The organism is Streptomyces sp. NPDC005722 (genome assembly GCF_040630935.1).
Taxonomy (GTDB): domain Bacteria; phylum Actinomycetota; class Actinomycetes; order Streptomycetales; family Streptomycetaceae; genus Actinacidiphila.
The window spans coordinates 1-25,859 of sequence record NZ_JBEXYN010000059.1 but is presented as its reverse complement, the minus strand read 5'-3'; the positions used below and the strand labels follow the sequence as shown (position 1 = coordinate 25,859).

General features: G+C 72.9%; 21 protein-coding genes. 20 read left to right on the top strand and 1 reads right to left on the bottom strand.

Going from position 1 to position 25,859, the window contains the following annotated elements; translation table 11 throughout:
* Nucleotides 1-88: 88 nt before the first annotated feature.
* Nucleotides 89-889, bottom strand: a complete 801-nt coding sequence (locus tag ABZ479_RS37545) for an alpha/beta fold hydrolase (protein ID WP_500465747.1) — start codon at nucleotides 887-889, stop codon at nucleotides 89-91.
* A gap of 221 nt (nucleotides 890-1,110) precedes the next feature.
* Here ABZ479_RS37545 and ABZ479_RS37540 point away from each other — a divergent pair, with 221 nt between their 5' ends.
* The 20 genes from ABZ479_RS37540 to ABZ479_RS37445 all read left to right on the top strand — a co-directional run bounded on the left by ABZ479_RS37540 (nucleotide 1,111) and on the right by ABZ479_RS37445 (nucleotide 25,744).
* Nucleotides 1,111-2,292: an ROK family protein gene (locus tag ABZ479_RS37540; protein WP_500465766.1), complete on the top strand. Its 1,182-nt coding sequence runs from the start codon at nucleotides 1,111-1,113 to the stop codon at nucleotides 2,290-2,292.
* 293 nt (nucleotides 2,293-2,585) lie between these two features.
* Nucleotides 2,586-3,767 carry an ROK family protein gene (locus ABZ479_RS37535; protein WP_500465746.1) on the top strand — a complete coding sequence of 394 codons (1,182 nt, stop codon included), beginning with the start codon at nucleotides 2,586-2,588 and terminating at the stop codon, nucleotides 3,765-3,767.
* 95 nt (nucleotides 3,768-3,862) lie between these two features.
* Nucleotides 3,863-5,410, top strand: coding sequence for a sugar ABC transporter ATP-binding protein (locus tag ABZ479_RS37530; protein ID WP_500465745.1), 1,548 nt, complete (start codon nucleotides 3,863-3,865; stop codon nucleotides 5,408-5,410).
* Complete coding sequence (locus ABZ479_RS37525; protein ID WP_500465744.1) at nucleotides 5,407-6,444, top strand: ABC transporter permease; 1,038 nt, start codon at nucleotides 5,407-5,409, stop codon at nucleotides 6,442-6,444. The genes ABZ479_RS37530 and ABZ479_RS37525 overlap by 4 nt, the downstream gene beginning before the upstream one ends.
* A gap of 86 nt (nucleotides 6,445-6,530) precedes the next feature.
* The gene (locus ABZ479_RS37520; protein ID WP_500465765.1) at nucleotides 6,531-7,568 is read left to right on the top strand and encodes a substrate-binding domain-containing protein; all 1,038 of its coding nucleotides are present in this window, start codon (nucleotides 6,531-6,533) and stop codon (nucleotides 7,566-7,568) included.
* A 49-nt stretch (nucleotides 7,569-7,617) separates the two neighbouring features.
* A complete protein-coding gene (locus ABZ479_RS37515; RefSeq protein WP_500465743.1) occupies nucleotides 7,618-8,844 on the top strand; it encodes a Gfo/Idh/MocA family protein in 1,227 nt (408 codons plus the stop codon).
* 28 nt (nucleotides 8,845-8,872) lie between these two features.
* Nucleotides 8,873-9,877: a sugar phosphate isomerase/epimerase family protein gene (locus tag ABZ479_RS37510; RefSeq protein ID WP_499605321.1), complete on the top strand. Its 1,005-nt coding sequence runs from the start codon at nucleotides 8,873-8,875 to the stop codon at nucleotides 9,875-9,877.
* Nucleotides 9,878-10,176: 299 nt separating this feature from the next.
* On the top strand, nucleotides 10,177-13,896 hold the full coding sequence (locus ABZ479_RS37505) for a ThuA domain-containing protein (RefSeq protein ID WP_500465742.1): 3,720 nt from the start codon (nucleotides 10,177-10,179) through the stop codon (nucleotides 13,894-13,896).
* Nucleotides 13,897-13,990: 94 nt separating this feature from the next.
* A complete protein-coding gene (locus ABZ479_RS37500) occupies nucleotides 13,991-15,145 on the top strand; it encodes an inositol-3-phosphate synthase (protein ID WP_500465741.1) in 1,155 nt (384 codons plus the stop codon).
* A complete protein-coding gene (locus ABZ479_RS37495; RefSeq protein ID WP_500465740.1) occupies nucleotides 15,142-16,389 on the top strand; it encodes an SCO3242 family prenyltransferase in 1,248 nt (415 codons plus the stop codon). The genes ABZ479_RS37500 and ABZ479_RS37495 overlap by 4 nt, the downstream gene beginning before the upstream one ends.
* The gene (locus ABZ479_RS37490; protein ID WP_500465739.1) at nucleotides 16,386-17,243 is read left to right on the top strand and encodes a sugar phosphate isomerase/epimerase family protein; all 858 of its coding nucleotides are present in this window, start codon (nucleotides 16,386-16,388) and stop codon (nucleotides 17,241-17,243) included. The genes ABZ479_RS37495 and ABZ479_RS37490 overlap by 4 nt, the downstream gene beginning before the upstream one ends.
* Complete coding sequence (locus ABZ479_RS37485) at nucleotides 17,240-17,875, top strand: EboA domain-containing protein (RefSeq protein ID WP_500465738.1); 636 nt, start codon at nucleotides 17,240-17,242, stop codon at nucleotides 17,873-17,875. Before ABZ479_RS37490 ends, ABZ479_RS37485 begins: the two co-directional genes overlap by 4 nt.
* Nucleotides 17,875-18,723 (top strand): TatD family hydrolase, encoded by an 849-nt coding sequence (locus ABZ479_RS37480; RefSeq protein ID WP_500465737.1) that lies wholly within the window; start codon nucleotides 17,875-17,877, stop codon nucleotides 18,721-18,723. The genes ABZ479_RS37485 and ABZ479_RS37480 overlap by 1 nt, the downstream gene beginning before the upstream one ends.
* 13 nt (nucleotides 18,724-18,736) lie before the next feature.
* Entirely contained in the window at nucleotides 18,737-19,906 is a 1,170-nt protein-coding gene (gene eboE, locus ABZ479_RS37475; protein ID WP_500465736.1) for a metabolite traffic protein EboE, read from the top strand.
* Nucleotides 19,903-21,291: an alkaline phosphatase family protein gene (locus tag ABZ479_RS37470; RefSeq protein ID WP_500465735.1), complete on the top strand. Its 1,389-nt coding sequence runs from the start codon at nucleotides 19,903-19,905 to the stop codon at nucleotides 21,289-21,291. The genes eboE and ABZ479_RS37470 overlap by 4 nt, the downstream gene beginning before the upstream one ends.
* Before the next feature lie 100 nt (nucleotides 21,292-21,391).
* Nucleotides 21,392-22,387, top strand: a complete 996-nt coding sequence (locus tag ABZ479_RS37465; protein ID WP_500465764.1) for a sugar phosphate isomerase/epimerase family protein — start codon at nucleotides 21,392-21,394, stop codon at nucleotides 22,385-22,387.
* A 568-nt stretch (nucleotides 22,388-22,955) separates the two neighbouring features.
* Nucleotides 22,956-23,192: a hypothetical protein gene (locus tag ABZ479_RS37460; RefSeq protein ID WP_499605304.1), complete on the top strand. Its 237-nt coding sequence runs from the start codon at nucleotides 22,956-22,958 to the stop codon at nucleotides 23,190-23,192.
* A 237-nt stretch (nucleotides 23,193-23,429) separates the two neighbouring features.
* Complete coding sequence (locus ABZ479_RS37455) at nucleotides 23,430-24,176, top strand: SDR family oxidoreductase (protein ID WP_500465734.1); 747 nt, start codon at nucleotides 23,430-23,432, stop codon at nucleotides 24,174-24,176.
* A 178-nt stretch (nucleotides 24,177-24,354) separates the two neighbouring features.
* Nucleotides 24,355-25,260: an SDR family NAD(P)-dependent oxidoreductase gene (locus ABZ479_RS37450; RefSeq protein ID WP_500465733.1), complete on the top strand. Its 906-nt coding sequence runs from the start codon at nucleotides 24,355-24,357 to the stop codon at nucleotides 25,258-25,260.
* A gap of 148 nt (nucleotides 25,261-25,408) precedes the next feature.
* Nucleotides 25,409-25,744: a nuclear transport factor 2 family protein gene (locus tag ABZ479_RS37445; protein WP_500465732.1), complete on the top strand. Its 336-nt coding sequence runs from the start codon at nucleotides 25,409-25,411 to the stop codon at nucleotides 25,742-25,744.
* Nucleotides 25,745-25,859 lie beyond the last annotated feature (115 nt).

Genomic DNA, 25,859 nt, shown 5'->3' with positions numbered 1-25,859 from the left:
GCCCCGTCGGGCAGCGCGACGGCCATGGTGATGCACCGCCCGGCCGCGGCGCGCCCACCGGGCCGCGCGCGGCCTTCAGGAGGGCCCGTCAGCCGAGCCCGTCGAGGAAGGCGGCCATCGCCTGGCGCAGCGCGTCCGGGCGCTCCAGGTGCAGGTCGTGGCCGGTCCCCGGTACGCAGACGGCCACCGTCCGCGGCTGTCGGCGGCACATCTCCTCGGCCTCCGCGGCCCCGATGATCCCCTTCTCGGCCAGGACGACCAGCGTCGGGCACCGAAGCGCCTCCCACTCCTCCCAGAAGGAACGCTCCGCGTTCTCCCGCAGGGAACCGACCATCACGTCCCGGTCGAAGCGTGGCCACCAGCCGTCCTCGCGCCGCTCCAGGCCCTCCGCCCAGCCCCGGCCGACCGGGCCGCCGCCGAGGAACGCGGCGGCGGACCCCACCGAGGGGAAGGGCACCGGCCAGGAGTCCAGCCACGCCCCGATGTCCGCGGGAACACCCGGGTCCGGTCTTCCGGGTCCCGCCTCGACCAGCACCAGGGCGCGGACCAGATCCGGGCGGGCCGCGGCCGTCAGCATCGCCGTGTGGCCGCCGAGCGACTGGCCCACCAGGATCACCGGCCCGGTGCCCGACGCCTCGACGACGGCCACGGCGTCGTCCACGTAGGCCGCGCGGGAGACGTCCCCGGGGCGCCGTTCGGAGGCGCCGTGCCCCCGCTGGTCCACGGCGACCACGCGATGACGCGGGCTCAGCCACCGTGCGGTGTCGTCCCATTCGCCCGCGTGCCCCGCCAGGCCGTGCAGCATCACCACCGACGGCGCCGGGCCCGGCCGCACGCGGCACTCCAGCCGTACCCCCTCGCGGACCACCGTCATCCGGGACCACGTCATCGACAACCCCCTCCGTCGTCCCGCACCCTGCCGGACGCGGCGGGCGCCCGCAAACGACACCTCCCGGGGCCGCCCGCGAAAGCGGCCTCCGGGTGCCTTTCGGCGGTTTCTTCCCGGGCACCCACCCCGGTGGTACGGTCCGGTCCTGTCGTGGCCCCGTCCGGAGGGTGACGAGACGCACCCGAGGACGACCGGCGAGGGAGAAGCGCGACGTGAGACGGATGACGGCCCGTCCGGCCAACGGCCACCAGGCGCGGGTGCTGCGCCTGCTGCGCGACGCCGGCCCGCAGTCGCGGGCCGTGCTCGGCGACCAGGTGGAGCTCTCCCGGTCCAAGCTGGCCGTCGAGGTCGAACGCCTCCTGGAGACGGGGCTCGTGGTCCCCGACGGACTCGCCGCCTCCCGCGGCGGACGGCCCTCCCACAACCTGCGCCTCGCGCCCTCGCTGCGCTTCCTCGGCGTCGACATCGGCGCCACCTCGGTGGACGTCGCCGTCACCAACGCCGAGCTGGAGGTGTTGGGCCACCGTGCCGCGCGGTTCGACGTGCGTGAGGGACCGGTCGCCGTGTTCGAGCAGGTCCTGGCCATGGCGGCCGAACTGCGCGCCGCCGGCGCCGCGGAGAGCTTCGACGGGGCGGGGATCGGGGTGCCCGGTCCGGTGCGCTTCCCCGACGGCGTGCCGGTCGCCCCGCCGATCATGCCCGGCTGGGACGGATTCCCCGTCCGGGAGGCGATGAGCCAGGAACTCGGGTGTCCCGTCCTGGTCGACAACGACGTGAACCTGATGGCGCTGGGGGAGCAGCACGCCGGGGTCGCCCGTTCCGTGCGGGACTTCCTCTTCGTCAAGATCGGCACCGGGATCGGCTGCGGCATCGTCGTGGGCGGACAGGTCCACCGGGGTGTCACCGGCAGCGCCGGGGACATCGGCCACATCCAGGTGGTGCCGGGCGGGCTCCCCTGCGCCTGCGGCAACCACGGCTGCCTGGAGGCCTACTTCGGGGGCAGCGCCCTGGCCCGGGACGCCGCCGCCTCGGCCGCCGCCGGGGAGTCGGCGTCGCTCGCCGAGCGGCTGGCCTCGGCGGGCACCCTGACCTCCGCCGACGTGGCGGCCGCCGCGGCGGGCGGGGACGGCGCGGCACTCGACCTCATCCGGCAGGGCGGCAACCGCACCGGCCAGGTGATCGCCGGCCTGGTGAGCTTCTTCAACCCCGGACTCGTCGTGATCGGCGGTGGGCTCACCGGCCTGGGGCACACCCTGCTGGCGAGCATCCGCAGCCAGGTGTACGGCCAGTCGCTGCCGCTCGCGACCGGCAACCTGCCGATCGTCCTCAGCGAACTCGGCCCGGCCGCGGGCGTGGTCGGCGCCACCCGTCTGATCAGCGACCACGTCTTCTCGCCGGTGTGACCCCCGGCGGCACCGCCCCGCCGGTACGCGGGGACGTCGCCCGCCGTTCGCCACGGCGCCGCCGCGCGTTGGGCGTCCCCCGTGTCCACGTCCCTTGCGTCGCAGGTGAGTTGGCACGCCTCAAGACTTTGTCCTGGAACCGGAAAAAGACCTTCCCGATTCCTGCGCAACTTCTTCCCCCACTGGGCGGGCGCTGCTACTTTCCCATCGAAAGCCTGACGGAGCGGGACCGGCCGATGCCGGTCCGGTATCCCCATGCCGCGGCCGGGGGAGGTGAGGGGCACGTGAGACGCATGACAGCTCGACCCGCCAACGCGCACCAGGCGCGGCTCCTGCGGCTGCTCCGCGACGGCGGACCCAACTCCCGTGCCCAGATGGGGGACCAGATCGACCTGTCCCGCTCCAAGCTCGCCGTCGAGGTCGACCGGCTGCTGGAGACGGGCCTCGTCGTCGCGGACGGACTCGCCGCCTCGCGCGGCGGGCGGCGTTCGCACAACATCAGGCTCGCGCCCTCACTGCGCTTCCTCGGCGTCGACATCGGCGCCACCTCGGTGGACGTCGCCGTCACCAACGCCGAACTGGAGGTGCTCGGCCACCTCAACCACCCGATGGACGTGCGCGAAGGACCGGTCGCCGTCTTCGAGCGGATCCTCGAGATGGCCGCCAAACTCCGCGCCGCCGGCCTCGCCGAGGGCTTCGACGGGGCGGGGATCGGGGTGCCGGGACCGGTGCGCTTCCCCGAGGGCGTCCCCGTCGCCCCGCCGATCATGCCCGGCTGGGACGGCTTCCCGGTCCGCGAGGCACTCAGCCAGGAACTGGGCTGCCCCGTCATGGTCGACAACGACGTGAACCTGATGGCCATGGGGGAGCAGCACGCCGGGGTCGCCCGCTCCGTCGGCGACTTCCTCTGCGTCAAGATCGGCACCGGGATCGGCTGCGGCATCGTCGTCGGCGGTGAGGTGCACCGCGGTGTGACGGGCAGCGCCGGCGACATCGGCCACATCCGGGTCGAAGCCGACGGACGTGCCTGCGCCTGCGGCAACAAGGGCTGCCTGGAAGCCCACTTCAGCGGCGCCGCGCTCGCCCAGGACGCCCTGGAGGCGGCCAGGACGGGACGGTCCGCCGCCCTCGCCGCCCGCCTCGAAGCGGCCGGGCAGCTCTCCGCCGTCGACGTCGCCGCGGCGGCCGCGGTGGGCGACGCGGCCGCACTGGAACTCATCCGCGAGGGGGGCAACCGCGTCGGGCAGGTCATCGCCGGACTCGTCAGCTTCTTCAACCCCGCGCTGGTCGTGATCGGCGGCGGCGTCACCGGCCTCGGCCACACGCTGCTCGCCAGCATCCGCAGCCAGGTCTACCGCCAGTCGCTGCCGCTCGCGACCGGCAACCTGCCCATCGTCCTGGGTGAACTGGGCCCCACCGCCGGTGTGATCGGCGCGGCCCGGCTCATCAGCGACCACGTGTTCTCCCCGGCCTGATCCCCCCCACCGGCCGCATGCTCCACCGGCACCACCGGCTCCACTTGCACGCTCCGCACGCGCACGTGTCACCCGCACCCGCCGAGGGGATCGTCATGGCACCTGAACCACCGGCACCGCCGCCGCCCCCGACAGCAGCGCCGCTGCTCACCATGTCCGGCATCACCAAGTCCTTCCCCGGTGTCCGTGCCCTGGACGGCGTCGACCTGGACGTCCAGGCCGGCGAGGTGCACTGCCTCCTCGGCCAGAACGGCGCGGGGAAGTCCACCCTGATCAAGGTGCTCGCCGGGGCCCACCAGCCCGACGGCGGCGAGATCACCTGGCGCGGGGAACCGGTGGCGCTGAAGTCGCCGATCGCCGCCATGCGGCTCGGCATCGCCACCATCTACCAGGAACTCGACCTGGTCGAGGGGCTGTCGGTGGCCGAGAACGTCTTCCTCGGCCACGAGCCGACCACCGCCGGGTTCGTCGTGCGCGGGGGCGACGCCCGCCGGGAGGCCGCCGTCCTGCTGCGCCGGCTCGGCCACGCCGAGATCGACCCGGCCCGCCACGTCGGCGACCTCTCGGCCGCCCAGCAGCAGATCGTCTCGATGGCCCGCGCGCTCTCCCACGACGTGCGCCTCATCGTCATGGACGAGCCGTCCGCCGCGCTCGACCCGGAGGAGACCGACAACCTGCTCCGCATCGTCGGGCAGCTGACCGCCGACGGCGTCGCGGTCGTCTACATCTCCCACCGGCTCGAGGAGATCCGCCGCGTCGGAGACCGGGTCACCGTCCTCAAGGACGGCCGCGCGGTTGCCAACGGGCTCCCCGCCAAGTCCATGCCGACACGGGACATCGTGGCGCTCATGACGGGCCGTGACGTCGAGTACGTCTTCCCGCCGCGCCCCGTGGGACCGCGCTCCGGTGACCCCGTCCTGCGGGTCGAAGGGCTCGCCAGGGACGGCGAGTTCGCCGCCGTCGACCTGGAGGTGCGCCCGGGCGAGATCGTCGGGCTCGCCGGACTCGTGGGCTCCGGACGCTCGGAGATCCTCGAGACGCTCTACGGCGCCCGGAAGCCCACCGCCGGCCGGGTCACCGTCGACGGCCGGCCCCTCAAGCCCGGCAGCGTCCGCTCGGCCGTCCGCGCCGGGCTGGGACTGGCACCCGAGGAGCGCAAGGCCCAGGCGCTGCTGATGCTGGAGTCCGTCACGCGCAACGTGTCGGTCTCCACCCTCGCCCGCTTCTCCCGGGCCGGCTGGCTGGACCGCAAGGAGGAACGGCGGGCCGCCCGGGAGTCCACCCGGTCGCTGTCGCTGCGGCCCGACAACCCCGACGCCCGGGTGCGCACCCTGTCCGGAGGCAACCAGCAGAAGGCCGTGCTGGCCCGCTGGCTGCTGCGCGGCTGCCGCGTCCTGCTGCTCGACGAGCCGACCCGCGGCGTCGACGTGGGTGCCCGCGCCGAGCTCTACGCGGTGATCCGCAGGCTCGCCGACGACGGCCTGGCCGTACTGCTCGTGTCCAGCGAGGTCCCCGAGGTCCTGGGGCTCGCGGACCGGGTGCTGGTGCTCCGCGAGGGACGCGTCGTGCACGCGGCGCCCGCGACGGAGCTGGACGAACACCGCGTACTCGACCTCGTCATGGAAGGGAGCCCGAGCCGATGACGCAGCCCGCCTCCGAGGCCCCGCAGGCACCGAAGCCGCCCGCGGAAGCGCCTCCCGTCACGAAGGGCGGCGACCGGCGCCCGGCGCTGGGGTTCCACGCCGACCTCCGGAACCTGTCCCTGCTCGGCGTCCTCGCCGCCCTCGTCCTCGTCGGGGGCATCACGCAGCCCGACAGCTTCCTGGACGTCTCCAACCTCCAACTGGTGCTCACCCAGGCGTCCGTCATCGGTGTCGTCACCGTCGGCATGACCTTCGTGATCACCAGCGGGGGCATCGACCTGTCCGTCGGCGCGATCGTCGCACTCTCCTCCGTGTGGGCGACGACCCTCGCCACCCAGGAGTACGGCTTGACGGGCATCCTGTTCACCGCGATCGTCGTCGGCGTCGGTTGCGGGCTGGTCAACGGGGTGCTCGTCGCCTACGGCGGCATGGTGCCCTTCATCGCGACCCTCGCCATGCTCGCCTCGGCGCGCGGGCTCGCCCTGTACCTCACGGACGGCAAGACGCAGATCGTCACCGTGTCCTCGGTGCTCGACCTCGGTCTTCCCGACAGCTACGTCCTCGGCATCCCGCCGCTGGTGCTGGTCTTCGCCGCGGTCACCGTCGTCGGCTGGCTGGTGCTGAACCGTACGACGTTCGGACGCCGGACGGTGGCCGTCGGCGGCAACGCGGAGGCGGCCCGCCTGGCCGGCATCGACGTCCGCCGCCAGCGGCTCTACCTCTACCTGCTGTCCGGGCTGTGCTGCGGCATCGCGGCCTTCATGCTGATCATCCTGTCCGGCTCGGGCCAGAACACCAACGGCAACCTCTACGAACTCGACGCCATCGCCGCGGCGATCATCGGCGGCACGCTGCTCAGTGGCGGCCGCGGCACGATCGTCGGCTCCGTACTGGGCGTGCTGGTGTTCATGACCATCCAGAACATCTTCGCCCTCAACAACCTGGAGAGCGCCGTCCAGCAGATCGCCAAGGGAGCGATCATCGTGGCCGCCGTCCTGGTCCAGCGCAGCACCGTGCGCAACGGCGACGGCTGACAAGGCCCGTCGCACCACGCTCCACCCGACAACCCGCACGCGCCCCGCACCGCCCTATCCCGGAGGGTTTCACCGCCATGCCACGAATCCCGGTCACCAGCCGTAGAGGACTGCTCTTCGGCGCCGCCGCCGTCTCCGCCGGAGCGGCCCTCACCGCCTGCACCAGCAACGAGCCGAAGAAGGCCGGCACGGCCGCCACAACGGCGGCCGCCGCCGACGACAAGCCCGGCACGCCGGTCACGATCGGCTTCGCCGGCCCGCAGGCCGACCACGGCTGGCTCAACGCCATCAACCAGAACGCCAAGGACCGTGCCGCGAAGTACTCCGAGGTGACGCTGGAGATCACCGAGGGCTCCAACGACACCGCCGCCCAGATCGGGCAGATCCAGACGCTGATCAACAAGAAGGTCGACGTCCTGGTCATCCTGCCGGCCGACGGCAAGGCCCTCACCCAGGTGGGCCTGCAGGCCATGAAGGCCGGCATCCCGGTGATCAACCTGGACCGGATCTTCGCCTCCCCGCAGGCGTACCGCTGCTGGATCGGCGGCGACAACTACGGCATGGGGCTCAACGCCGGCCGCTACATCGGCGAACAGCTCAAGGACAAGCCGGACGCCAAGGTCGTCGAGCTCGCGGGCATCGACAACCTGGAGCTCACCCGGCAGCGCACCCAGGGCTTCGACGACGCCCTGAAGAACTACCCCAACATCAAGAAGGTGGCCCGGCAGGCCGCCGAGTTCACCGTCGAGACCGGCCAGGCCAAGATGGCCCAGCTGCTCCAGGCGCAGAAGCAGTTCGACGCGCTGTGGAACCACGACGACGACCAGGGCGTCGGTGCCCTGCGCGCCATCGCGCAGGCGGGCCGCGACGAGTTCTTCATGGTCGGCGGCGCCGGGTCCAAGTCGGCGATGGACGCCATCAAGGCCGACAACGGCGTGCTGAAGGCCACCGTCCTCTACCCGCCCACCATGGCCGCCTCCGCCATCGACCTGGCCCGCGCGCTCGGCCAGAAGAAGGGCGTCGGCGGGATGGCGGAACTGGAGATCCCCGCGTCGATCACCCTGTACTCCGCCGTCGTCACCAAGGAGAACGTCGACGAGTACCTGCCGACGGGCTTCATTTAACGGATCCGCCCCGCCCGTCCGAACCGAGCAACCGACGAGGAGCAACGGCATGGCTGATATGGCCGGCAACGAAGACAGTGAGGCAGGGGCCGCTTCGCCGGCGCTCGGCATCGGCATGGTCGGCTACGCCTTCATGGGCGCCACCCACTCCCACGCGTGGCGCACCGTGGGCCACGTGTTCGACCTGCCGATGAGGCCCGTCCTGGCCGCGATCGGCGGCCGGGACGAGGGGGCCGTCCGGGCCGCGGCCGCCCGGCACGGCTGGGCGGCCGCGGAGACGGACTGGCGGGCCCTGGTGGACCGGGACGACGTCCAGCTGGTGGACGTGTGCACCCCCGGTGACAGCCACGCCGAGATCGCCGTCGCGGCGCTCGAGGCGGGCAAGCACGTGCTGTGCGAGAAGCCGCTGGCCAATTCGGTCGCCGAGGCCGAGGTCATGGCCGCGGCGGCCGAACGGGCCGCCGCCCGCGGCCAGGTGGCCATGGTCGGCTTCAACTACCGGCGGGTGCCGGCGGTCGCCTACGCCCGCCGGCTCGTCGCGGACGGGAGGGTCGGCGCGATCCGCCACGTGCGGGTGACCTACCTCCAGGACTGGCTGGTCGACCCGGACTTCCCGCTGACCTGGCGGCTGAAGCGCGAGTACGCGGGTTCGGGGGCGCTGGGGGACCTCGGCGCGCACGCCGTCGACCTGGCCCAGTACCTGGCGGGGGAGCTCCTGGTGGGCGTCTCGGCGCTCACCGAGACCTTCGTGCGGGACCGGCCCGAGCTGGACGGCGCCTCATCGGGGCTGTCGGGCTCCGGGGGCGGACGGCGGGGGCCCGTGACGGTCGACGACGCGGCGCTGTTCACCGGGCGCCTCACCTCGGGGGCGCTCGCCTCGTTCGAGGCCACCCGGATGGCGTCGGGGCGCAAGAACGCCCTGCGGCTGGAGATCAACGGCGAGCGCGGCTCACTCGCCTTCGACCTGGAGCGGCTGAACGAGCTGTCGTTCCACGACCACACCGAGCCCGCCGAATCGGCCGGCTTCCGGCGGATCCTGGTCACCGAGCCGGGGCATCCGTACCTGGAGGCCTGGTGGCCGCCCGGCCACGCGCTCGGCTACGAGCACACCTTCACCCACCAGGCGCGCGACCTCGTCGTCGGCATCGCGGAGGGGGTCGCCCCGGCGCCCTCTTTCGCCGACGGCCTGCAGGTGCAGCGCGTCCTGGCGGCGGTGGAGGAGAGCGCGGAGAAGAACGCCGTCTACACCCCCGTCCACACCCCTGTCCCGTCCTGACCACGCCCGCATCGAGGAGGTCCTCGCCGTGCCACGACCCTTCACCCTCTTCACCGGCCAGTGGGCCGACCTGCCCCTGGAGGAGGTCTGCCGGCTCGCCCGTGACTTCGGTTACGACGGGCTCGAACTCGCCTGCTGGGGCGACCACTTCGAGGTCGACAAGGCCCTCGCCGACCCCGCGTACCTGGACGGGCGGCGGGCACTGCTCGACAAGTACGGACTGAAGTGCTGGGCCGTCTCCAACCACCTGGTCGGCCAGGCCGTCTGCGACAACCCGATCGACGAGCGCCACAAGGGGATCCTGCCCGCCCGCATCTGGGGCGACGGCGAACCGGAGGGCGTGCGGCAGCGCGCCGCGCGGGAGCTGGCCGACACCGCGCGCGCCGCGGCGGCCTTCGGGGTGCGCACCGTCATCGGCTTCACCGGATCGTCGATCTGGCACCTGGTCGCCATGTTCCCGCCGGTCCCGGAGCGGATGATCGAGCGCGGCTTCGAGGACTTCGCCGAGCGGTGGAACCCGGTCCTCGACGTCTTCGACGCCGAAGGCGTCCGCTTCGCCCACGAGGTCCACCCGGCCGAGATCGCCTACGACTACTGGACCACCCACCGCGCGCTGGAGGCCGTCGGCCACCGGCCGGCCTTCGGGCTGAACTTCGACCCGAGCCACTTCGTGTGGCAGGACCTCGACCCCGTCGGGTTCCTGTGGGACTTCAAGGACCGCATCTACCACGTCGACTGCAAGGAGGCCCGCAAGCGCCTCGACGGCCGCAACGGGCGCATGGGCTCCCACCTGCCGTGGGGTGACCCGCGGCGCGGCTGGGACTTCGTCTCGGCCGGGCACGGCGACGTGCCGTGGGAGGACGTGTTCCGGATGCTGCGGTCGATCGGATACGACGGCCCGATCTCGGTCGAGTGGGAGGACGCCGGGATGGACCGTCTCGCCGGTGCGCCGGAAGCGCTTTCCCTCCTGAAGCGGTACGACTTCGACCCGCCGGCGGCTTCCTTCGACGCCGCGTTCGGAGGCAACGACTAGGGCGTCACCGCAGGTCACAGCAGACAGTCCACAGCCCGGCGGCTCACCGCCGCCGGGCCTGTCGGGCTGTCCGGACACCTCTTTGTCCTGAGCCTGGAGAAAGTTCAACTTATCTGCCGCACAAGGGCTTTCGGTCCCGGACGAACCCGGCTACCGTCCCTGAGGTGTACAGGACACGGGCCTGAAACACGAGGCCGGTCCTGTCGTGGCACCCCCGACCAGCGTGACGGCGCACGCCGGTCCCCGGATCTTCCGCACGGCAGCTGCATCCGCCCGTACGACCTTCCCGGAGGACACACGTGCACAGAAAACGGCCCGGAGCACCCAGGACCCGATTCCGGCAGGGGCTCGCGCTCCTCACCGGCGGCCTCCTCGCCGCCACGTCCCTCGTCGTCTCCGCCCCGTTAGGCGCCTCGGCCCGACCTCTCGATACGGAGCCCGCGGCCGCGGCGGCGGAGGAGTTCCAGCAGGTCACCCTCGCCAAGGGCGAGCCCGAGACCGGCGAGCCCATGTCGCTCGCGGTCCTGCCCGACCGCAGCGTGCTGCACACCTCGCGGGACGGCGAGCTGCGCAGGACCGACGCCGCCGGCGACACCACCGTCATCGGCACCGTCCCCGTCTACACGCACGACGAGGAGGGCCTGCAGGGCGTCGGCATCGACCCGGACTTCGACGAGAACCGGGCGATCTTCCTCTACTACGCGCCCCCGCTCGACACCCCCGCGGGCGACGCCCCCGACCAGGGCACCGAGGCCGACTTCGCCAAGTTCGACGGCGTCAACCGCCTCTCGCGCTTCACGCTGGACGCCGACTGGACCCTCGACCTCGCCAGCGAGAAGAAGGTCCTCGACGTCTCCACCACCCGCGGCATCTGCTGCCACGTCGGCGGTGACATCGACTTCGACGCCCAGGGCAACCTGTACCTGTCGACCGGCGACGACTCCAACCCCTTCGCGTCCGACGGCTTCACGCCCATCGACGACCGTGCGGGCCGCAACCCCGCCTACGACGCCCGCCGCACCTCCGGCAACACCAACGACCTGCGCGGAAAGCTGCTGCGGATCAAGGTCGCCGACGACGGGTCGTACACCATCCCCGAGGGCAACCTCTTCGCCCCGGGCACCGAGAAGACCCGGCCCGAGATCTACGCCATGGGCTTCCGCAACCCGTTCCGCTTCAGCGTGGACAAGGCGACCGGCATCGCCTACGTCGGCGACTACGGTCCCGACGCCGGCGCGGCCGACCCCGGGCGCGGCCCCGGCGGCCAGGTCGAGTTCGCCCGCGTGACGGAGGCCGGCAACTTCGGCTGGCCGTTCTGCACCGGGGACAACGACCCGTACGTCGACTACGACTTCGCCACCGGGCAGTCCGGCGCGACCTTCGACTGCGCCGCCCCGAAGAACGACTCGCCGTACAACACGGGCCTGACCGACCTGCCGCCCGCGCAGGCCGCGTGGCTCCCCTACGACGGTGGCTCCGTGCCCGAGTTCGGCTCCGGCTCCGAGTCCCCGATGGGCGGCCCGGTCTACCGGTACGACCCCGAGCTGGACTCCCCGGTGAAGTTCCCCGAGGCCTACGACGGCGACTTCTTCGCCGGCGAGTTCGGGCGCCGCTGGATCAAGCGCATCGAGCAGGGCGGGGACGGCACCGTCCAGTCGATCAACGACGTCCCCTGGACCGGCACGCAGATCATGGACATGGCGTTCGGGCCGGACGGCGCGCTCTACGTCCTGGACTACGGCACCGCCTGGTTCGGCGGCGACGAGCACTCCGCCCTCTACCGGATCGAGAACGCCACCGACGGCCGCTCCCCGACCGCCGAGGCGTCCGCCAACAAGACCTCCGGCGTCGCACCGCTGAAGGTCACCTTCTCCTCGGCCGGCACCACCGACCCCGACGGCGACACGCTCGCCTACAGCTGGGACTTCGGTGACGGCGGCACCTCCACCGCGGCGAACCCCGCGCACACCTACCGCAAGAACGGCACCTACACCGCGACCCTCACGGTGAAGGACCCGACCGGGCGCACCGCGACCGCGAGCGTCCAGGTCGTCGTCGGCAACACCGCGCCCAAGGTGACCCTGGACCTGCCCGCCGAGGGAGCCCTGTTCAGCTTCGGCGACGAGATCCCGTTCAAGGTGACCGTCACCGATCCCGAGGACGGCACCGTCGACTGCTCCAAGGTCAAGGTCACCTACATCCTCGGCCACGACAGCCACGGCCACCCCGTGACCTCCGTCCACGGCTGCTCCGGCACCATCAAGACCTCAGCCGACGGTGGCCACGACCCCAACGCCAACATCTTCGGCGTCATCGACGCCGAGTACACCGACGGCGGGGGCGGCGGTCAGGAGGCGCTCGCCGGCCACGACCAGGCGCAGCTGCAGCCGCGCCACCGGCAGGCCGAGCACTTCACCTCCTCGTCCGGTGTGGACCTCTTCGACAAGGCCGAGGCCCACGGCGGCCGCACGGTCGGCAACATCGACAACGGCGACTGGATCTCCTTCACGCCGTACAACCTCACCGGCTCCGTCCGGCTGACCGCCCGGGTCTCCTCCGGCGGCGCGGGCGGCTTCCTCGAGGTGCGCACCGGTTCGGCGACCGGCCCGATCCTGGGCTCCGCCCCCGTTCCGGTGACCGGCAGCTGGGAGACCTTCCAGGAGATCGACGTACCGCTGCGCGCCGTGCCGAAGAAGACCACCGAGCTCTTCCTGGTCTTCAAGGGCGGCTCCGGAGCGCTCTACGACATGGACGACTTCGAGCTCTCCGACGTCCCGGCCGACCGCGCCGCCAAGCGCGTGCTGGTCTTCTCCAGGACCGCCGGCTTCCGTCACGACGCCATCCCCACCGGGATCGCCGCGCTGAAGGAACTCGGCGCCACCGCCAACATCACCGTCGACGCCACCGAGGAACCGCGCCAGTTCACCAGCAACAACCTGGCGCGCTACGACGCGGTGGTCTTCCTGTCGACCACCGGTGACGTCCTCAACGCCGAGCAGCAGACGGCGTTCGAGAACTACGTCAAGGGCGGGGGCGCCTACATGGGTGTCCACGCCGCCGCCGACACCGAGTACGACTGGCCCTTCTACGGCGGCCTCGTCGGCGCCTACTTCCAGGGGCACCCGCAGATCCAGAAGGCCACCGTCCGTGCCGAGGACCACGACCACCCGGCCACCGCGCACCTCGACGAGGCCGGCTGGGAGCGCACCGACGAGTGGTACAACTACCGCACCAACCCGCGCGGCCAGGCCCGCGTCCTCGCCACCCTGGACGAGACCACCTACCAGGGCGGCACGATGAAGGGTGACCACCCCATCGCGTGGTGCCAGACCTACCAGTCCGGCCGCTCCTTCTACACCGGTCTCGGGCACACCAAGGAGTCCTACGCCGAGCCGGCCTTCCGCCAGCACCTCCTGGGCGGACTGCGCTACGCCGTCGGGCAGGTCAAGGCCGACTGCAAGCCGCAGACGGGCTACCGCGACCTGTTCAACGGGCACACCCTGGAGGGCTGGAAGCAGGCGGGCCCCGGCAAGTTCAACGTCGTCGACGGTGAACTGCGCACCGAGGGCGGCATGGGCCTGCTGTGGTACCAGGCCAAGCAGTTCGGGTCGTACTCGCTGACGCTCGACTGGAAGATGGACGGCGACGACAACTCCGGTGTCTTCGTGGGCTTCCCGGCCTCCGACGACCCGTGGTCCGCGGTCGACAAGGGCTACGAGATCCAGATCGACGCCTCGGACGCCCCCGACCGGACCACCGGCTCCGTCTACAGCTTCAAGTCGGCCAACCTCAAGGCCCGCGACCAGGTGCTGCGTCCGCCGGGTCAGTGGAACAGCTACGAGATCAAGGTCCAGGGTGAACGGCTCCAGGTCTTCCTCAACGGAGTGAAGATCAACGACTTCACCAACACCGACCCGGTCCGCAGTCTGAAGGACGGCTACATCGGCCTGCAGAACCACGGGGCCGCAGACCAGGTGTCCTTCCGGAACGTCAAGATCAAGGAACTGCCCTCCTCGTAGGGCGGGTCCTGCCGGCACCCACGAGCCGGCGGCGGGCGGGGAGACGCCGTGCCCCCGCCCGCCGCCCCCCACCACTCGCACCAGGGAGGCAGCCGTGACGAACCCGCCCGCCCCGGCACCGGCATCGGACAAGCAGTCGCCCCCGCGCACCGGGGTGTGGCTGATCGGAGCCCGCGGCTCCGTCGCCACCACCGCCGTCGCGGGATGCGCGGCGGTCACCGCAGGGCTCCACCCGGCGACGGGCATGGTGAGCGAGACCGCGCCCTTCGCGGCGGCCGGGCTCCCACCGCTGCCCTCCCTGGTCTTCGGCGGCCACGACACGGCCGCCTGCCCGCTGGGCAAGCGGGCCGAACAACTCGCGGAGGGCGGCGTGCTGCCGCACGGCCTGCCGACCGCACTCCGCGCCGAACTCGCCGCCGCCGACCGGGAGATCCGCACCGGCGGCCCGCTCCCCGGCGACACCCGCGGCGACGCGGAACTGATCGCCGCGTTCGCGGCGGACATCACCGACTTCACCCGGCGCCACGGCCTGGCCCGGACCGTGGTCGTCAACGTCGCCTCCACCGAGCCCGTCCCCGAGCCCGGCAGCGACCGCATGCCCGCGAGTTCCCTCTACGCGGCGGCGGCCGTCGAGGCCGGATGCGCCTACGTGAACTTCACCCCCTCCACCGGGATGAGGACCCCGGCCCTCGCCGAGGAGGCCTCCGCCCGCGGCCTGCCCCACGCGGGACGGGACGGCAAGACGGGGCAGACCCTGCTGCGCTCCGTCCTCGCCCCGATGTTCGTGCAACGCGCCCTGACGGTACGGGCCTGGTCCGGCACCAACCTGCTCGGCGGCGGCGACGGGGCGGTCCTGGCCGATCCCGCGGCGGCCGCGGCGAAGAACGCCGGCAAGGAACGCGTCCTCGCCGACGCCCTCGGCGCCGCCCCCGAGGGCGAGGTCCACATCGACGACGTCCCGGCCCTCGGCGACTGGAAGACGGCCTGGGACCACATCGCCTTCGACGGTTTCCTCGGCACCCGGATGGTCCTGCAGACCACCTGGCAGGGCTGCGACTCCGCCCTCGCCGCCCCGCTCGTCATCGACCTCGCCCGCTTCGCGGCCCGCGCCCACGAGGTGGGTTTGAGCGGCCCCCTCCCACAACTGGCCTTCTACTTCAAGGACCCCGACGCCGGCGCCCCCGCGGCGCTGTCCGAGCAGTACGGCGAGTTGCTCGACCTCGCCGCCAGGCTGGGGGAGTCCCGGTGAGCGTTCCGGGAGCACGTGGGCTGCGGGCCCTCGCCGTCGTGGCGGCTCTCGGAGTCCTGACCGCCTTCGCCACCCGCCGCCCACCGCGCGGTACGGCGCAGGACTGCGTCGCCCCGCCGGGCGGCGCGGGCGGCACCCGTCGGCCCGGGGCGGAGGAGGGGGCCGCCCCGGGGGCGCACGCCGACGCCGCCCCGGCCGGTGCCGCCGGCACGGCGGACGCCGTGGGCGCCGTGGGCGCCGTCGGCGCCGCCGGGGCGCAACGGTCCGCGCCGGGCGCGAGGCTGTGGGACTGGGCCGAACTCCTGCGCGTGTCCGCGCTGTTCACCGTCCCGGGTGACGCGCTCGCGGGCGCCGCCGCGACCGGACGGGGCCCCGGTCGCGGCACCTTCCTCGCCATCGGCAGCTCGCTGTGCCTGTACCACGCGGGCATGGCGCTCAACGACTGGGCCGACCGCGACGAGGACGCCGTCGACCGCCCCCACCGCCCCCTGCCGTCGGGCCGGATCAGCCCGGCCGCCGCGCTGACGGCCGCCGCGGCGCTCACCGGGGCCGGTTTGTCGCTGGCCGCCCGCGCGGGCCGCGCCCCGCTCGCCCTCGCCACGATCCTCGCCGCGACGGTCTGGGCGTACGACCTGCGCCTGAAGCACACGGCGGCGGGCCCGGCCGCCATGGCGACGGCACGCGCCCTCGACCTCGTGCTCGGCGCGACGGCCACCCGCCCCCGGGCGGTCGCCGCCGCGCTGCCCCACGCAGCCCTGCTCGGCGCGCACACCTTCGCCGTCACCACCGTCTCCCGCAACGAGACACAGGGCGGCTCCAGCACGGCACCGCTCGCCGCGCTGCTCACCACCACGGCGATCGCCGCCGTCACCGGCGACGCCGCCCGGACGCTGCGCCGGGCCCGCGCCTCCGCACGCCCGCCGTCGCCCACCGCCCGTCACGGGGCGGGCGGTGGCCGGCGCGGGCGACCGGTCCCGGGTACCGAGCGTGCGGCGGCCCTGCCCCACGCCATGACGGCACTGGCCTCCGCCGCCTACGCGGGCACCGCGCTCACCCCCTTCCTCCACGCGGTCCTCAACCCGTCCCCACCGCTCACCCAGCGCGCGGTCGGCGGCGGGATCCGCGCGATGATCCCGCTGCAGGCCGCGATGGCGGCCCGCTCCGGCTCTCCGGCGTCGGCGCTGGCGGTCCTCGCCCTCGGCCCCGTCGCCCGCCGGGTCGCCAGGAAGGTGAGCCCCACATGAGCCTGCGCCTCGGCTACGGAACAAACGGCCTCACCGACCTCCGCCTCGACGACGCCCTCGCCCTCCTGGCCGACCTCGGCTACGACGGCGTCGGTCTCACCCTCGACCACATGCACCTCGACCCCCTCGCTCCCGACCTGGGCGCCCGTACCCGCCGCCTGGCGCAGCGGCTGTCCGCGCTCGGCCTCGAGGTCACCGTCGAGACCGGCGCCCGCTACGTCCTCGACCCGCGCCGCAAGCACGGACCCTCCCTCCTCGACCCGGACCCCGACGCCCGGGCCGCCCGCACCCGGCTCCTCGAACGCGCCGTCCAGGTGGCCGCCGACCTCGGCGCCCACGCCGTGCACTGCTTCAGCGGGATCACGCCCGCCGGCACGTCGCCCGCCACCGCCTGGCAGCGGCTCCAAGGCGCCCTCGCACCCGTCCTGGACGCCTCCTCGTCCGCGGGGGTCCCGCTCGCCGTCGAGCCCGAACCCGGTCACCTCCTCGCCTGCCTGGACGACTTCCACCACCTGCGCGGCCTGCTCGGCGACCCCGAACCCCTCGGACTCACCCTGGACATCGGCCACTGCCAGTGCCTGGAGCCGGCGCCTCCCGCCGACTGCGTCAAGCAGGCCGCTCCCTGGCTGCGCCACGTCCAGATCGAGGACATGCGCCGCGGCGTCCACGAACACCTCCCCTTCGGCGACGGGGAGATCGACTTCCCGCCCGTCCTGCGGGCCCTGGCGGAGACCGGCTACCAGGGCCTGACCGTCGTCGAACTTCCCCGCCACTCCCACGCCGGACCCGAACTCGCCCGCACCTCCCTCGACTTCCTGCGCTCCCACACCCCCGCGAACGGAGCCACGGCATGACGACACCCACCCGCGAGGGCCTCCACGGCCGGCTGGGCGACGCCGCCCGCGCCTGGCTCGACGCGGCCCTCGCCGAAGCCGGAGCCGCCCCCGGCGCGGCCGCGGACGACAACACCCCCACCGCACCCTCCTCCCCTCCCGCCTGGGAACGGCACTTCGCCGCCGCCGGCCGCCACTGCGGACAGGAACACGCCGACGCCGCCCGCGTGCTGCTCCTGCGCGAGGCCCGTGCCGACGCCGCCACCCTGACCCGGCTGTACCGGCAGGGCACCGCCGCCGAGCGCCGCGCCGTCCTCCTCGCCCTGCCCCACCTCGAGCCGGACCCCGCCGACGGGCTCCCCCTCGTCGAGGACGCCCTGCGCACCAACGACACACGGCTGGTCGCCGCCGCCGTCGGCCCCTACGCCGCGGCGCACCTCGACGCGCACACCTGGCGGCACGCCCTCCTCAAGTGCCTCTTCACCGGTGTGCCCGTGGACGCGGCCGCCGGGCTCGGACAGCGGGCGCACGGCGACGCCGAACTGGCCCGCATGCTCGGCGACTACGCCGCGGAACGCACCGCCGCGGGCCGGCCCGTCCCCGCGGACCTCCACCGCGTGCTCGCCCTGACGTCCCGGACGGAGGAGTCCTGATGCGCATCTTCGACCCCCACATCCACATGACCTCCCGCACCACGGACGACTACGAGGCCATGTACGCCGCCGGTGTCCGGGCCCTGGTCGAACCCTCCTTCTGGCTCGGTCAGCCCCGCACCTGCCCCGAGTCCTTCTTCGACTACTTCGACTCCCTCCTGGGCTGGGAACCCTTCCGCGCCGCGCAGTACGGCATCGCCCACCACTGCACCGTCGCCCTGAACCCCAAGGAGGCGAACGACCCGCGCTGCCTCCCCGTCCTCGACGAGCTGCCCCGCTTCCTCGTCAAGGACAACGTCGTCGCGGTCGGCGAGATCGGCTACGACTCGATGACCCCCGCCGAGGACACCGCACTCGCCACCCAGCTCCAGCTCGCCGCCGACCACGGACTGCCCGCCCTCGTCCACACCCCGCACCGCGACAAGCTCGCCGGGATGCGCCGCACCATCGACGTCGTCCGCGAGTCGGCGCTCGACCCCGAGCGCGTCCTGCTGGACCACCTGAACGAGACCACGGTCAAGGAGGCCGCCGACAGCGGCTGCTGGCTCGGCTTCTCGATCTACCCCGACACCAAGATGGACGAGGACCGCATGGTCGCCGTGCTCAAGGCCCACGGCACCGAGAAGATGCTGGTCAACTCGGCGGCCGACTGGGGGAAGAGCGACCCCCTCAAGACCCGCAGGACCGCCGACGCGATGCTCGCCGCCGGCTTCACCGCGGACGACGTCGACCAGGTCCTGTGGCGCAACCCCGTCGCCTTCTACGGCAGCAGCGGAAAGCTGCAGCTCGACGTCCCCGCGCCGGGGGACCTGCACGAGGGCAACTCCATCCTCCGCGGCGGGGAATGAGGAGGCGGCACCCATGCGCTTCCGGCACCCCGACGGCTCGGTCGTCCACCTGGCCTACTGCACCAACGTCCATCCCGCGGAGACGCTCGAGGGGGTCCTCTCCCAGCTCCGCGACCACTGCGAACCGGTCCGCAAACGCCTCGGCCGGGACCGCCTCGGCATCGGACTGTGGCTCGCCAAGGACGCCGCCCACGCCCTCCACACCGATCCGGCGGCGCTGCGGGGCCTGCGCACCGCACTGGACCGCCGCGGCCTGGAGGTCGTCACCCTCAACGGGTTCCCCTACCAGGGGTTCGGCGCCGCCGAGGTCAAGTACCGGGTCTACCGGCCGGACTGGACCGAACCGGAACGGCTCGCCTACACCAGCGGCCTCGCCGACCTCCTCGCCGCCCTGCTCCCCGCCGACGTCACCGAAGGGTCGATCTCCACCCTCCCGCTCGCCTGGCGCACCCTCTGGGACGACCGCGCCGCGCGGACCGCCAGGACCGCCCTGACCACCCTCGCCGGACGGCTCGACGCACTGGCCGAACTCACCGGCAAGTCCATCAGGATCGCCCTGGAACCCGAACCCGGCTGCATCGTCGAGACCACCGCGGACGCGCTCGCGCCCCTCACCGCCATCGCGCACCCACGCATCGGCGTGTGCGTCGACACCTGCCACCTCGCCACCTCCTTCGAGGAACCCGCCGCCGCGCTGGACGCGCTGACCGCGGCGGGCATCGCCATTCCCAAGGTCCAGCTCTCCGCCGCCCTGCACGCCGAACACCCGCACCTGCAAGACGTACGCGACGCGCTCGCCGCCTTCTCCGAACCCCGTTTCCTCCATCAGACGCGCGCCCGCACCGCCGACGGCCTGCACGGCACCGACGACCTCCACCAGGCGCTGACCGAGGGGCCGCTTCCCACCGGCGCCCCCTGGCGAGCCCACTTCCACGTGCCGCTGCACGCTCCGCCCGCGCCCCCGCTCACCTCCACCGTCCCCGTCCTGAAGGACGTCCTCGCCCGTCTCGTCGGCGGCCCCGCGCCGCTCACCCACCACCTCGAGGTCGAGACCTACACCTGGCAGGCCCTCCCCGCCGAGCTGCGCCCGCGCACCCGAGCGCAGCTCGCCGACGGCATCGCCGCGGAACTCGGCCTCGCCCGCGACCTCCTCCACGACCTCGGCCTGAAGGAACTGCCATGACCGACACCGCCGGGCCGGCCCCCCTCCTCGTCCTCGACGTCGTCGGCCTCACCCCGCGGCTCCTGGAGCACATGCCGCGCCTGAAGCGGCTCGCCGACACCGGATCCCGGGCCCCGCTCGGCACCGTCCTGCCGGCGGTGACCTGCGCCGCCCAGTCCACCTTCCTCACCGGCGCCCCGCCCGCCGGGCACGGCATCGTCGGCAACGGCTGGTACTTCCGCGACCTCGGCGACGTCCTGCTGTGGCGTCAGCACAACGGTCTCGTCGCCGGCGACAAGCTCTGGGACGCCGCCCGCCGTGCGCACCCGGGCTACACCGTGGCCAACATCTGCTGGTGGTACGCCATGGGCGCCGACACCGATGTCACGGTCACGCCGCGCCCCGTCTACTACGCCGACGGCCGCAAGGAACCCGACTGCTACACCCGGCCCCCCGAGCTCCACGACGAGCTCACCGACCTCCTCGGAACCTTCCCCCTCTTCCGTTTCTGGGGCCCGGGCGCCGACATCGTCTCCAGCCGCTGGATCGTCGACGCCACCCGGCACATCCTGCGTACCCGTACACCCGACCTCGCCCTCTGCTACCTCCCGCACCTCGACTACGACCTCCAGCGCTTCGGCCCCGACGACCCCCGCTCCCGCCGTGCCGCCACCGACCTCGACGAGGCACTGGCCCCGCTCCTGGACGACGCACACCGGGAGGGCCGCACGGTCGTGGCGCTCTCCGAGTACGCCATCACCCCGGTCAGCCGGCCCGTCGACATCAACCGCGAGCTGCGGCGCGCCGGCCTGCTGGAGGTGCACACCCAGGACGGCATGGAGTACCTCGACCCGATGGCCTCCCGTGCGTTCGCGGTCGCCGACCACCAGATCGCCCACGTGTACGTGCGCCGGCCCGAGGACCTCGAGGCCACCCGCAAGATCCTCGCCGCCCTGCCCGGCGTCGCCGAACTCCTCGACGACGAGGGCAAGAAGCGCCACGGCCTGGACCATCCGCGCTCCGGCGAACTCGTCGCCGTGGCGGACCCGGACGCCTGGTTCACGTACTACTACTGGCTCGACGACGACAGGGCACCCGACTTCGCCCGGCTCGTGGAGATCCACCGCAAGCCCGGTTACGACCCCGTCGAACTGTTCATGGACCCCGAGGACCCCTACGTCCGGGTCAAGGCCGCCACAGCCCTGGCCCGCAAGAAGCTCGGCATGCGCTACCGCATGGCGGTCGTGCCGCTCGATCCCTCGCCTATTCGCGGCAGCCACGGCCGCCTCCCTGCGAGCGACGAGGAAGGTCCGCTCATCATCTGCTCCGTCCCCCGTGCCGTCGGCGGCCGCGTCGCGGCCACCGAAGTGAAGTCCCTGCTCCTGCGCCTGGCAGGACTCCACTGAACCACACGTCACCGACGCCAAGGAGTTATCCACAGTGACCAGCACGCGTCGTAACAGCACCCCCGACCCGGAGCTCAGCCGCAAGCTCAGCAGAAGGGGCATGCTCGGTGTCGCCGCCGGGGCCACCGCCGCCGCGCTGCTCGGGGCGACCGCCCCCACCGCCGCCGCCCACGGCAAGTCCCACGACAAGCCGCACGGCAAGGGCCACGGCCGCCCCGTCCTGCCCCCCGGCCGCCTCGGCATCCAGCTGTACTCACTGCGCGACAAGGTCTCCACGCTCGGCTTCGCCCCCGTCTTCGCCGAACTCGCGAAGTACGGCTACGACGAGATCGAGTACGCCGGCTACACCCAGGGCTCCGTGGGCGCCATCACCCTCGCCCAGCTGCGCCGGCTCGCCCGCGACCACGGGCTGCGCGCCATCGGAAGCCACGTCGGCTACTACGACGACGGCAACCCGGGCGCCTACACCTTCGCCCAGAACCTGACGAAGGTCCTCGACGACGCCCAGGCCCTCGGGCTCAAGCACATCGGGACCGCGTCGGGTCCGTGGCGGTACGGGAGCACCGTCGACGGCTGGAAGCGCTGCGCGGAGGAGTTCAACGAGTACGGCGCCGCGGCCAAGGCGCGGGGCATGAAGTTCTACCAGCACAACCACGCGGAGGAGTTCTCCTTCGCGACCGACCGTCCGAACGTGCGGCTGTACGACGTCCTCCTCGCGGAGACCGACCCCGACCTGGTCTACCTGGAGATGGACATCTACTGGGCCTACGCCGGCCAGTTCCGCTTCTCCCGGCGGGCGGACGGCACCCCGGCGCCCTTCGACCCGCTGCGCTACGTCCTGAAGCAGCCCGACCGCTATCCCTTGTTCCACGTCAAGGACGGCGAGCACGACGAGACCAACCCCGACGGCTACCGCATGGTCGACGTCGGGGACGGCGACATCGACTACCAGCGGTTCATCTCGGCCGTGACGCGCACGCACGGCGGCCGGCTCGACCACCACTGGCAGACCGAGCACGACACGCCGCCGGACTCCCTCAGCTTCGCCCGCCGGTCGAGCGCGTACCTTCACTCGCTGCGTGAGAAGGACTGCTGACGCCGTGTCGACGGTCATCTGACGTTCCGTCCGGCACGCCGTTCGGCGTGCCGTCGGGGCCCTGTGCCCGCCGCTCGGGCGGGCCGGGGCCCTTCGTCTTCCCGAGGAGGGCCGGGCTTGCGCCACGCCGTGACTTCGGGCAGTCCGCACGTCGCGGCGGCGCGCGAGGCCGTGACCAGTGCGGCAGCGGTTCGCCACGGCCCGGGACGCCCCGCCCGCGTAATGTCCCGGGGCCGTGCCGGGCCGAAGCCGGGCGCGGTCGGTGACGAGGATTCACCCATCGGGAGGCCCGGACGTGACGGTTCGTGATTACGGTCCGTGGTCGCACGGTTGAGGCCCCGTCGGACCCGTGATCATCAGGCCTTCGTCGTCCCGGGCCGGGTTCGGAGTCCACCGTTCGCCGTAGCTGACGCGTCGTCGTGTGACGGAGCGTGACGGGATTCCGTGGTGCGGCGTGGATGTCCTCGACGCAGGCTCTTCCTTGTCGGAACCCTGCGGTCACCGCCACGGTGTCCGCCGAGACAGGAGAGTCAGTATGCGCGTTTCCCGTTTTGTGGCCGCTGTCGGTGTGGCCTCTGTCGTTCTGTTGGGTGGTGCCACTGCTGCAGGCGCCGCCACCCCGGACCTCGCGAGCGCCAAGGGAACCCACGTCACGGGCGACCACGGTCGCGGCGGGTACGACCGCGGTCACGGCGGTCGCGGCCACCACCGTGACTCCTACCGCTTCGACCGCGGCTTCTTCGGCTCGTACCTGTTCGGGCCCTACCTCTTCGACCCCTTCTTCTTCGGCGGTCGCTTCCGCTGACCTCCGCCCGGCCTGAACGCTCGCGCGTGACGGCCGTCGATTCCCGGGCCGCCACCCCCGCACGAGGGGTGGCGGCCCGGGCACGTGCGGGAGGCGGCGCACGCCGCGGGACCGGTAGGTGAACGGCGATAACAAGCCAGCGTTATCGGTGCTTGCGTTTCCGTCGATAACGTGGCACTGTTATCGGCGGAAGCGGGGCGACGGAAGGAGCCGCCCCCCTCGCATGAGGAGACCGCCATGACCGAGACCACCAACACCGCCCGCCGCGTCGCGATCGTCACGGGCGGTTCCCGCGGCATCGGCCGCGAGGTCGCGCTGCGCCTCGCCGCCGACGGCCAGGCGGTCGTCGTGGTCTACGCAGGCAACCAGGCCGACGCCGACGCGACCGTCGCGCAGATCGCCGAGGGCGGCGGTTCCGCGATAGCGGTGCGGGCCGACGTCGCCGACGAGAAGGCGGTCGAGGTGCTCTTCGACACCGCGGAGCAGGAGTTCGGCGGCGTGGACGTGGTGGTCAACTCCGCCGGCCTGATGATCCTGAACACCGTGGCGGACTTCGACCTCGACGCCCTGGACCGCATGCACCGCACCAACATCCGCGGCACCTTCGTGGTCAACCAGCAGGCCGCCCGCAGGCTCCGCAACGGCGGTGCGGTGATCAACGTGTCCTCGTCCCAGACCCGGATCGCCACGCCCACCTACGCCGCGTACGCCGCGTCGAAGGGCGCGGTCGAGGCCATGAGCCTGATCCTGGCGCGGGAGCTGCGGGGCCGCGACATCACCGTGAACGCCGTCGCGCCCGGCCCGGTCGCCACCGACCTGTTCCTCAACGGCAAGGACGAGGAGACGATCGAGCGGTTCGCGAAGATGAACCCGCTCGAGCGCCTGGGGGCCCCCGAGGACATCTCCGCGGTCGTCTCCTTCCTGGCCGGCCCCGGTCGCTGGATCAACGGCCAGACGATCTTCGCCAACGGCGGAGTGGCCTGACCCACGCGCCGCGCCCCTCGCGCGGCTCCTCCGGGCACCGGGCCGCCGGCCCGCCCGCCGGACCTCGGCGCCCGGACCCCCGGCCCCTCGGCTCCCAGATCCCGTACCTCGCACCACCGTCCCATCCCGAGCCGGACGCCACGCCCGATCCGGCCCCAGCAGTGCAAGGAGATCCGTCATGTCCCCCGTGTCTTCCGTCGTCCTGGTCACCGGTGCGAGCTCCGGATTCGGCGCCCTTGCCGCCCACGCACTCGCCGCTGCGGGTCACACCGTCTACGCGAGCATGCGTGACATATCCGGCCGCAACGAGGAACGCGCCGCTGAGGTACGGGACCGGGCCGCTCGCGAGGGCATCGACCTGCGGGTCGTCGAACTCGACGTGCTGTCGCAGGACAGCGCGGACCGCGCCGTCGCCACCGTCCTGCGGGAGGCCGGCCGGCTGGACGTCCTGGTCCACAACGCGGGCCACATGGTGCTCGGCCCCACCGAGGCCTTCACCCCGGAGGAGATGGCGGCCGTCTACGACACCAATGTGCTGGGCACCCAGCGGGTGAACCGCGCCGCCCTGCCCCAGCTGCGGGCCCAGGGGCACGGTCTGCTGCTGTGGGTCGGTTCCAGCAGCACCCGCGGCGGCACCCCGCCCTACCTGGCTCCCTACTTCGCCGCGAAGGCGGCCATGGACGCGGTCGCCGTCAGCTACGCCGCCGAGGTGGCCCGCTTCGGCATCGACACCTCCATCATCGTCCCCGGTGCCTTCACCTCCGGGACGAACCACTTCGCCAACGCGGGCCACCCCGCCGACACCGGCACCGTCGCGGCCTACGAGACCCGCTACGCGGGCCTGACCGAGCAGGTGGGCCGGGCCCTGGCGGCGATCACCCCCGAGGACGCCGACGTCGCGGAGGTAGCGCGTGAGATCGTCCGCGTCGTCGGGCTCCCCGCGGGCGAGCGGCCCTTCCGCACCCACATCGACCCCGCCGACGACGGCTCGGAGGCCGTCTCCGTGGTCGCCGACCGGATCCGTGAGGACTTCTACCACCGGATCGGCCTGGAAGACCTGCTCAGCCCCCGCGCGGGAGTCTGACGGCGGCGCGGCCGACTGACCCCGGGCCGCCCGGTCCGTCCCGTCCACCACCGGGCACCATCACCAGCCACGGCCACCGGCCTCCGGCCCGCGCGCACCGGTCCCTTCGGGGCCGGTGCGCCGCCCGAAACCGACAAGGAGAAGCGCCATGACCACGTCCGAGTTTCCCGAACTTCCCGAGCCGGTCCGCCGCGCCGTCACGGCGGCGAACGCCCATGACACCGAGGCGTTCCTCGACCAGTTCACCGAGCACGGTGCGGTGGACGACTGGGGCCGCCGCTTCGAGGGCCGCGAGGCCGTCGAGGGGTGGAGCGACCGTGAGTTCATCGGGGTCAAGGTCTCGCTGAAGGTCACCGGGGTGACCCGGCGCGCCGGCCAGGTGATCGTGTCCGCCCAGGTCGGGGGCAACGGGTTCAACGGCCCGTCGGACTTCGCCTTCACGGTCGAGGGTGACGGGATCGCCCTGATGAAGATCACCGGCTGACCGGCGGGTGCCGGGACGCCGGGACACGGAAACGCCCGGTGGGGAACCGTCGTACGACGGTTCCCCACCGGGCGTTTCCGGGGTGGGGGGGCCGGGCCCCCCCCACCCGAGGGGC